Genomic DNA, 6,814 nt, shown 5'->3' on the forward strand with positions numbered 1-6,814 from the left:
CTTTTTTGTTTGTTTTCTAAAGATACATTAAAAGATTTTCGGAGTGAACAATTCTCATAAATATTCTGTTATATTTGCAGAAGAATATGGTAAAATTTGTAAAGGTAATATTATTCCTGTTGCTAACAGTTGTCCTGCATGGGATTGCAAGCAATATTTCCAATGAAAAACTGGAACAAGAAGAGTATGTCCCTGTAGTTCACGTAGTACATCAAGATCAGATCGGTGCCCCGGAACTCCCATATTTGCCTGTTGCAGAATTGACTAACAATTTGCAAAGTCATCAGGTTTCAATGTCACGTATACAACGTGTGCAGACCTGTGAATATTTCTTTTTATTAAAAAACTTCCTGCAAAATTGGGCGGAAAGAGAGAACTCTTTGTCATTGCATCGGGAGAAAACCTATGCAACAACAGTTTCGTGCTATTGTCAGTCAGCGTGTGAATATTATGTATTTACTTTAAAGCATATTATTATTTAGGAGTTTGTTTATTAGTGTAAACTTGTTAATTGTTTCTATGTAATGATTACATATTAGCTGTTCTTTATTTTCTATTTTTACTAATAATCAAAATTTCAAATAATATGGCAACTCAAGCTATTGATGCAACTATATTTGCATCTTCACATCCTGATATCGCTAAACGTACGAGTATTTCCGGAATTGTATTCTCATGTATAATGTTATTGATAGGTATCTTATCTTTTGCTTCTACTTTTGAGCTGGAAGATAAGTCATCTACAATTAGTATGGCATTAATAGTATTTGGAACAGGTTTATTCCTTATTGGAATATTCCGTATGTTCTGGAAATCAAAAGAAGTTGTTTATGTTCCGACTGGCAGTGTTGCTAAAGAGCGGAGTGCTTTCTTTGATTTGAAGCATATGGATAAGTTGAAAGAACTAGTGAATTCCGGAAATTTCTCGATAGATTCAGAAATCAAAAGTGAAACAAGCGGTAATCTTCGTATGGACATAATACTTTCTGAGGATAATAAATTTGCAGCCGTTCAGTTGTTTCAATTCGTTCCTTATACATATCAGCCGATAACTACTGTTCATTATTTTACAAATGGAGAGGCTGCAACTGTTGCTGCTTTTCTTGCAAAAAGTAAGATGAATTAATAAGATTTTGATTCTTTAAATTTGATGGGGATTTAGTCGTCAATGACGGCTATCCCCATTTTTTTCATTAAAAAGCAGGCGTTCATGTTTTGTGCAACTCCGTCTCTCATTTTATAAGAAAAAGTCAGTTCGTTATTAGTGATATCTGCTTCAAAACAATAATTACGGATATTCTGTGGGAAGGAATTTGCCAAACTACTTAATAATAGATCATGGGTGGCGATGATGCCATTGGCATTCATATTCATAAATTGTTTTATAAGAGCAAAAGAGCCTTTTTGTTTATCTACTGAATTTGTCCCTTTTAGAATTTCGTCGAGGATAATGAATAAATCTTCCCCTGCTTGAAGCTTATCGATGATTAATTTTAGTCGTTTAAGTTCTGCAAAGAAATAAGACTCGTTATCAGTCAGTGAGTCACTTGTCCGTAGACTGGTGATAAGATGAGCAGGAAATATCTCCATCTGTTTGGCCCATACAGGTGCACCTATACAGGCTAAGAGATAGTTGATTCCTACCGTACGTAAGTAAGTGCTTTTTCCTGCCATATTTGCTCCCGTAATAATAATAAAGAATGGACGTTTTTCTATACTAATTCCGTTTCTAACACATTTATTTCGATCCATAAGTGGATGTCCTAAAGCTTCTGCTTGTAGATGGAATGATTGCGAGCTTATTTGCGGATAGATAAATTCCGGATGATTGTAGGAAAAAGTAGCTAGCGAGCAATACGCATCAAATTTTCCAATAGTTTTTAGCCAGCGAGGAAGATCAGAGGCATGAGATTCTTTCCATTTTTCAATTCGCATTACTTGATGTAACTCCCAAAATAAAAGACCATTCAAGATAGTACTCGTTAATAAGTTATTGCGTTGATCGAGTGCATTCATTAGTTTGGAGAGACGATGTACAGCTTGTGAAGCTGTTTGATTTTTGCTGGTTAATTCAGTTTTTAATCCTTTTAGGATAGAACTATGCATCTCTTTTTTCTCAGTGAGAAGAATCTGATCTGCATAAGTAGACAATATTTGCAGCTTTTCTCCATAAGTTGCCTGCATTTTGGTAATTCCTTTTGAGAAAATGAAACTAAATGTGACAAAGAATACAAATACTACTCCGGCAATACTACCTGGAATAACTCCCAAAATAGAAGCACTAATACATAATATATTGGCAATAGTGACTATACTTGGTAATATTCTAAGAAATGAGTGTTTGCGATAATAACTGGCACTGGCAGCCCATTGATTGATTTCGAAGATATCAGCAGATTTCCCTTTGTATAGTAAACCTAATACGCGGAACTTTTGCCGAAATTCCAGGTCTAAAGATAATTCACGTATGGCTTTTTGCCGTTGTTCAATACTTTCTTTATCTTCGAGATGGTGGTTAAACCATTCGGCAAGTTGTTGCTTGCCGATAGGAGTCGAACTTCGATTGATGTATTGAAAAAGAGAGTGTTCTCCAAATACATCCAAGTCGAAAGTATAGAGATGAGATGGATCGATATATTCTTTACCACCGTCAAAATTGGAAAAGTCATATTGGATAGCACAGAGTTCTTGGTTATTAATCTCTATTCTCTTTTTTAAAAGTCTTTTCTATAAAACCATAGATTATGCCGTTTCACTAGCCAGATAAACAAGAGGATAGGAAAGACAGAAAAAAGAAGAATATATTCCCAACCCTTATCCCAAAAGTAAAAAGCAGCTACTACAGCTTCTATAAACAGAAATAATCGTAATAAGCTAATATTTCGGATCTGCTTGCGAGTCTTTTGTAATTCTTGCTCTGATTTAAGAATTATTTTCTGATAGTTTTCTATGATGTTTTCTAATGTTTCCATATGGTAGTTTACTTTAAAATATATTAGCTTCGGACAAAGGTACTATTATTTGTAAAGGTTAAGAAAGAATACTGTCACTCATAAATGTAGATTTACTGTTTATTAACGCTCGTATAAATACGTCTACTTATAGTACATTTATTTCTTCTGCATGGTTGTATAGCAGAGTATGATCTTCCTTTTGGATAGAGGATTATCGTTTATCATTTTACATTTTTTCTTTTTCCAAACTTGTTTTTATGCGGTTAAATATATAACTTTCCACACGAAAAAGCGTTAAGTAAGAGAGAAGAAGGATAGCTTATGAAAAGAAGATGTATTTTATGGTTACTTTTAGGTGCAATTAGTCTTCCATCAATTGCGCAAAATGTTATTTATTCCAATCTGAAAGAATTACTCACTCAGGATGGTGATACGGTTGCTGTATTAAGGGTTGAGAAGCGTTCTCGAAATCAGATTGTCTTATCAGGAGGTGCCGATTACCGGATAACGGCTGGTAAGGATGAGTCGATGTGTCGTTTATTGAAGAAGCGTTGTTTTGCTGTGTGTACAGATGAAGGAGATCTTTATGTAAATTGTCGTAAATTGCGCTATAAGAAGTTACGGTTTGGAGCTTGGTATGCTCCTGCAGTTCAGTTGGGTAATAATATTTATTTTTGTGCGATGCCCTTAGGCTCCAAGATTGGTGAGAATTTTGTAGAAGCGGACGATGTAAAACTTGGAGGTAATGTCGGAGATGCTTTGGCTGCATCAGGCTTGGTAACCAAACGTGTATGTTATGTACTCAATGGTGAAACTGGTAAAATTGATTTTCTGGGGCAAGAAGAAATGCTCAAATTACTAAAAAAACATCAGGATTGGAAGCAGGCTTATCTGAATGAGGGTAGTCAGGAAGCGGAGAACACTTTCAAGTACCTATTGATGTTACAAAAGCAAAAGAAGTAGTTATTTTTATAAACTCCCTAATTTATATTCTGGTTTTGAGACTCATTGGGATATAGTTATTTACTAGAACTAAAGTTAATCAACTTTCAAATAATAAATAAGTTGATTTTCTTGGTTTTATATAAGTTTTTTCTTATCTTGAGAAGAGTTATAAGACAGTCTTGTTTACAGTTTGTAATCTTTGATTCTGCTTATTATGAGAATGACTCTTGGCGACACATTACTTCTCTATCTAACTTTTGTAGAAGGTATCCGGAGAGTTTCTAACCGTGGTTATACACTTACCTCGGAACAAATTCCTGTAACACCAAATAATACATTATGTTATATCCTTTCTGAACCAACTAAACAACTTACTATTGAATTAATAGAAAAGCTTTGTATCCGTATCGGAATTTACGGATACTATTTCCGTCCGGCAAGAAATCTGAAGTTAAAGCCAATTGAAGAATGCCATAATAGATATATTGAAATCAAAGCTTTTCGGGCGATGATTGACAATAATATTGTATAAGTTACTTTTGTATGGTGAAACAGGCCAGAATTGGTGAGAAACGGTACAATATAGTTTGGTTAAACAATACCTTAGAAAGCTGATTCATGAGCAATCTTATGTTCTTGAATCCAGATATTTATTAGAATTTTTTATTTTACCACATCTCAGTGCTTTGTGTATTAATATAACCAACTCCATGGTGATTAGCCATTCCATAATCAGTTCAATTGGCATATTACGGTACCAATGGAAGTTGCAAATAATGTTCAGATAACCGCAAAAGAATGGATGTCCATGGATTTTCGGGATATTGCTCTTGACATATTCAATACACTTTTGAATGCCGAACGATTGAAACTCAATCTTACTCAAGATAAAGAATTACGAGAATGTCTGTTTGTGTTTTCCAATTTAGAAGAAATGAATGTTGCACAGCGTAAAGTAGCTTATAGAGTGGGGATTATTTCTATCATAGCTAAAGACGACGGTTCACATATTCAGACACGATATTTGGGGAAGTGGATAGAAGATATTCTGGAAGTATCTTTAGGGGTAAAAGAAGCTATGAAAATAGATGAACCTTGTTCTGCTTATTATAGAAATATCGTTGATTTATTAGAATATGTTGCATAAGGAATCGACTACCGTAACCTTTGGGAAACTTCGTTATTTCGGGATCGTTTCCTAAGAGTAAAGGAAAGAAGTACAATTTACAAAAGATAATATGGTAATATATAGAGAGAAACATAAGACGGTTACCTTTTTAGAAAGAACGGAGTTAGAGTACTAACACATTCTTTATCCTTTTTCATCTCGTTAATGCTGGTAACTGTTATGCCGGGTAAAAAGTCATTTTCTTATCGGTTTTTATCCGGCATTTATCGATTCTCATCCTTTAGATGGCGAGAAAACTTTACGCTATTTCTCTAGCTTTTCTACTTTTGCTCTGTATTTCCTATTAACACTTGTTTTTATATTTGTTGGCAGAATGATAATATTTATCAATAAGGCTATAATTATATGGAAACTTAATCTGTTAATTGAGTTTTCTATATATCTTTGTTCCGTTTTTCCTATTATAGAGGTGAAATTGAAGAAAACTAGGAGTCTAACCAAATAGAAAACGAGTGATGATGGAACATGGAAAAGACGCTTCACAAAGGGCGGAATTGAGAGAACGGATCATAATGACATCAACAGAAGCATTTACTTCAAAAGGTATCAAGTGTATTACAATGGATGATATTGCAGCAGCCTTAGGAATATCGAAGCGTACTCTTTATGAAGTCTTTGCAGATAAAGAAACCTTGTTGAAAGAAAGTATTTTGAAGATTCAGCAAGACAGGGATAAATATCTGCAAGAAGTATATGAACATTCATCGAATGTATTGGAGGTGATTCTTGCCGTTTTTCAAAAGAGCATAGAAATATTTCATAAAACGAATAAGCGCTTCTTTGAAGACATTAAGAAATATCCGAAGGTATATGCAATGATGCAAGATCGTCGGGATAGTGACTCGGAGAAAACTATGTTTTTCTTTAAATCGGGCGTTGAACAAGGAATTTTCCGTTCGGATGTCAATTTTGCGATTGTCAATTTATTGGTACGTGAGCAATTTGATGTTCTTTTGAATACAGATATTTGTAGCGAATATCCTTTTATTGAAGTGTACGAGTCCATTATGTTCACTTATATACGGGGAATTTCAACAGAAAAAGGAGCGAAAGTATTAGAGGATTTTATACAAGAATATCGTAAAAACCGGATCGGGCATATTAATGACTGAATTCCGGTGACAAACAATTAAGGATTAATTAAGAATGAGATTATGAACAGAATGAAGAAATTGACAGGCAAGAGGTTACTTTTGACAGCGATAGCGGTTGGAGCATTGGGTCTTGCAAAGGCTCAGACAGCAGATTCACCGCAGGACACGTTGGTTCTGACGTTGGATAAAGCCATAGAAATCGCATTGGATGAGAATCCAACGATGAAAGTGGCTGCAGATGAAATAGCCTTGAAAAAAGTGGCGGGTAAAGAAGCCTGGCAGAACTTATTACCCGAGGCTAGCCTGACAGGAACGTTAGATCATACGATTAAAGCAGCTGAAATGAAATTGAACAATCAGTCGTTCAAAATGGGACAAGACAACACAAATACAGCAAATGCAGGGTTGAGCATTAATCTGCCATTATTTGTACCGTCTGTTTATCGGGCTATGTCGATGACGAAAACAGACATAGAACTGGCTGTGGAGAAGTCGCGTGCATCTAAACAGGATTTGGTAAATCAGGTTAGTAAGGCGTACTATCAGTTGATGCTTGCACAAGATAGTTATAATGTACTTCAAGGAAGTTATAAAGTAGCAGAAGACAATTATAATGTAGTGAAAGCAAAATT

Annotated in this window: 7 protein-coding genes and 1 pseudogene; 7 read left to right on the plus strand and 1 reads right to left on the minus strand. The window is 34.8% G+C overall.

Going from position 1 to position 6,814, the window contains the following annotated elements:
- Window positions 1–86: 86 nt before the first annotated feature.
- Window positions 87–482: a DUF8440 family protein gene (locus EJF25_RS23355; RefSeq protein ID WP_125043070.1), complete on the plus strand. Its 396-nt coding sequence runs from the start codon at window positions 87–89 to the stop codon at window positions 480–482.
- A gap of 104 nt (window positions 483–586) precedes the next feature.
- Complete coding sequence (locus EJF25_RS23360) at window positions 587–1,126, plus strand: DUF8460 domain-containing protein (protein ID WP_125043072.1); 540 nt, start codon at window positions 587–589, stop codon at window positions 1,124–1,126.
- Between the two features lie 32 nt (window positions 1,127–1,158).
- On the opposite strand, the pseudogene EJF25_RS23365 reads toward EJF25_RS23360, so the two are convergent.
- A pseudogene (locus EJF25_RS23365) lies at window positions 1,159–2,972 on the minus strand (MutS family DNA mismatch repair protein).
- 303 nt (window positions 2,973–3,275) lie between these two features.
- Here EJF25_RS23365 and EJF25_RS23370 point away from each other — a divergent pair.
- From EJF25_RS23370 to EJF25_RS23390, 5 genes are all read left to right on the plus strand, one after another.
- Window positions 3,276–3,917 (plus strand): DUF6563 family protein, encoded by a 642-nt coding sequence (locus EJF25_RS23370; protein ID WP_125043074.1) that lies wholly within the window; start codon window positions 3,276–3,278, stop codon window positions 3,915–3,917.
- A gap of 196 nt (window positions 3,918–4,113) precedes the next feature.
- Window positions 4,114–4,431 carry a hypothetical protein gene (locus EJF25_RS23375; protein ID WP_125043076.1) on the plus strand — a complete coding sequence of 106 codons (318 nt, stop codon included), beginning with the start codon at window positions 4,114–4,116 and terminating at the stop codon, window positions 4,429–4,431.
- 228 nt (window positions 4,432–4,659) lie between these two features.
- Window positions 4,660–5,046, plus strand: coding sequence for a hypothetical protein (locus tag EJF25_RS23380; RefSeq protein ID WP_125043078.1), 387 nt, complete (start codon window positions 4,660–4,662; stop codon window positions 5,044–5,046).
- A 497-nt stretch (window positions 5,047–5,543) separates the two neighbouring features.
- The gene (locus EJF25_RS23385; protein WP_200832979.1) at window positions 5,544–6,200 is read left to right on the plus strand and encodes a TetR/AcrR family transcriptional regulator; all 657 of its coding nucleotides are present in this window, start codon (window positions 5,544–5,546) and stop codon (window positions 6,198–6,200) included.
- A 42-nt stretch (window positions 6,201–6,242) separates the two neighbouring features.
- Window positions 6,243–6,814 (plus strand): TolC family protein (locus EJF25_RS23390; RefSeq protein ID WP_148098109.1); only part of this gene is annotated, 572 nt, incomplete at its 3' end.

This window comes from Bacteroides faecalis, assembly GCF_003865075.1.
Lineage (GTDB): Bacteria > Bacteroidota > Bacteroidia > Bacteroidales > Bacteroidaceae > Bacteroides > Bacteroides faecalis.

What these genes read in the sequence shown, in the direction of transcription:
- EJF25_RS23355 (WP_125043070.1), top strand. Translation starts at nt 87, where the DNA reads ATGGTAAAATTTGTAAAGGTAATATTATTCCTGTTGCTAACAGTTGTC.
- EJF25_RS23360 (WP_125043072.1), top strand. Translation starts at nt 587, where the DNA reads ATGGCAACTCAAGCTATTGATGCAACTATATTTGCATCTTCACATCCT.
- EJF25_RS23370 (WP_125043074.1), top strand. Translation starts at nt 3,276, where the DNA reads ATGAAAAGAAGATGTATTTTATGGTTACTTTTAGGTGCAATTAGTCTT.
- EJF25_RS23375 (WP_125043076.1), top strand. Translation starts at nt 4,114, where the DNA reads ATGAGAATGACTCTTGGCGACACATTACTTCTCTATCTAACTTTTGTA.
- EJF25_RS23380 (WP_125043078.1), top strand. Translation starts at nt 4,660, where the DNA reads ATGGAAGTTGCAAATAATGTTCAGATAACCGCAAAAGAATGGATGTCC.
- EJF25_RS23385 (WP_200832979.1), top strand. Translation starts at nt 5,544, where the DNA reads ATGATGGAACATGGAAAAGACGCTTCACAAAGGGCGGAATTGAGAGAA.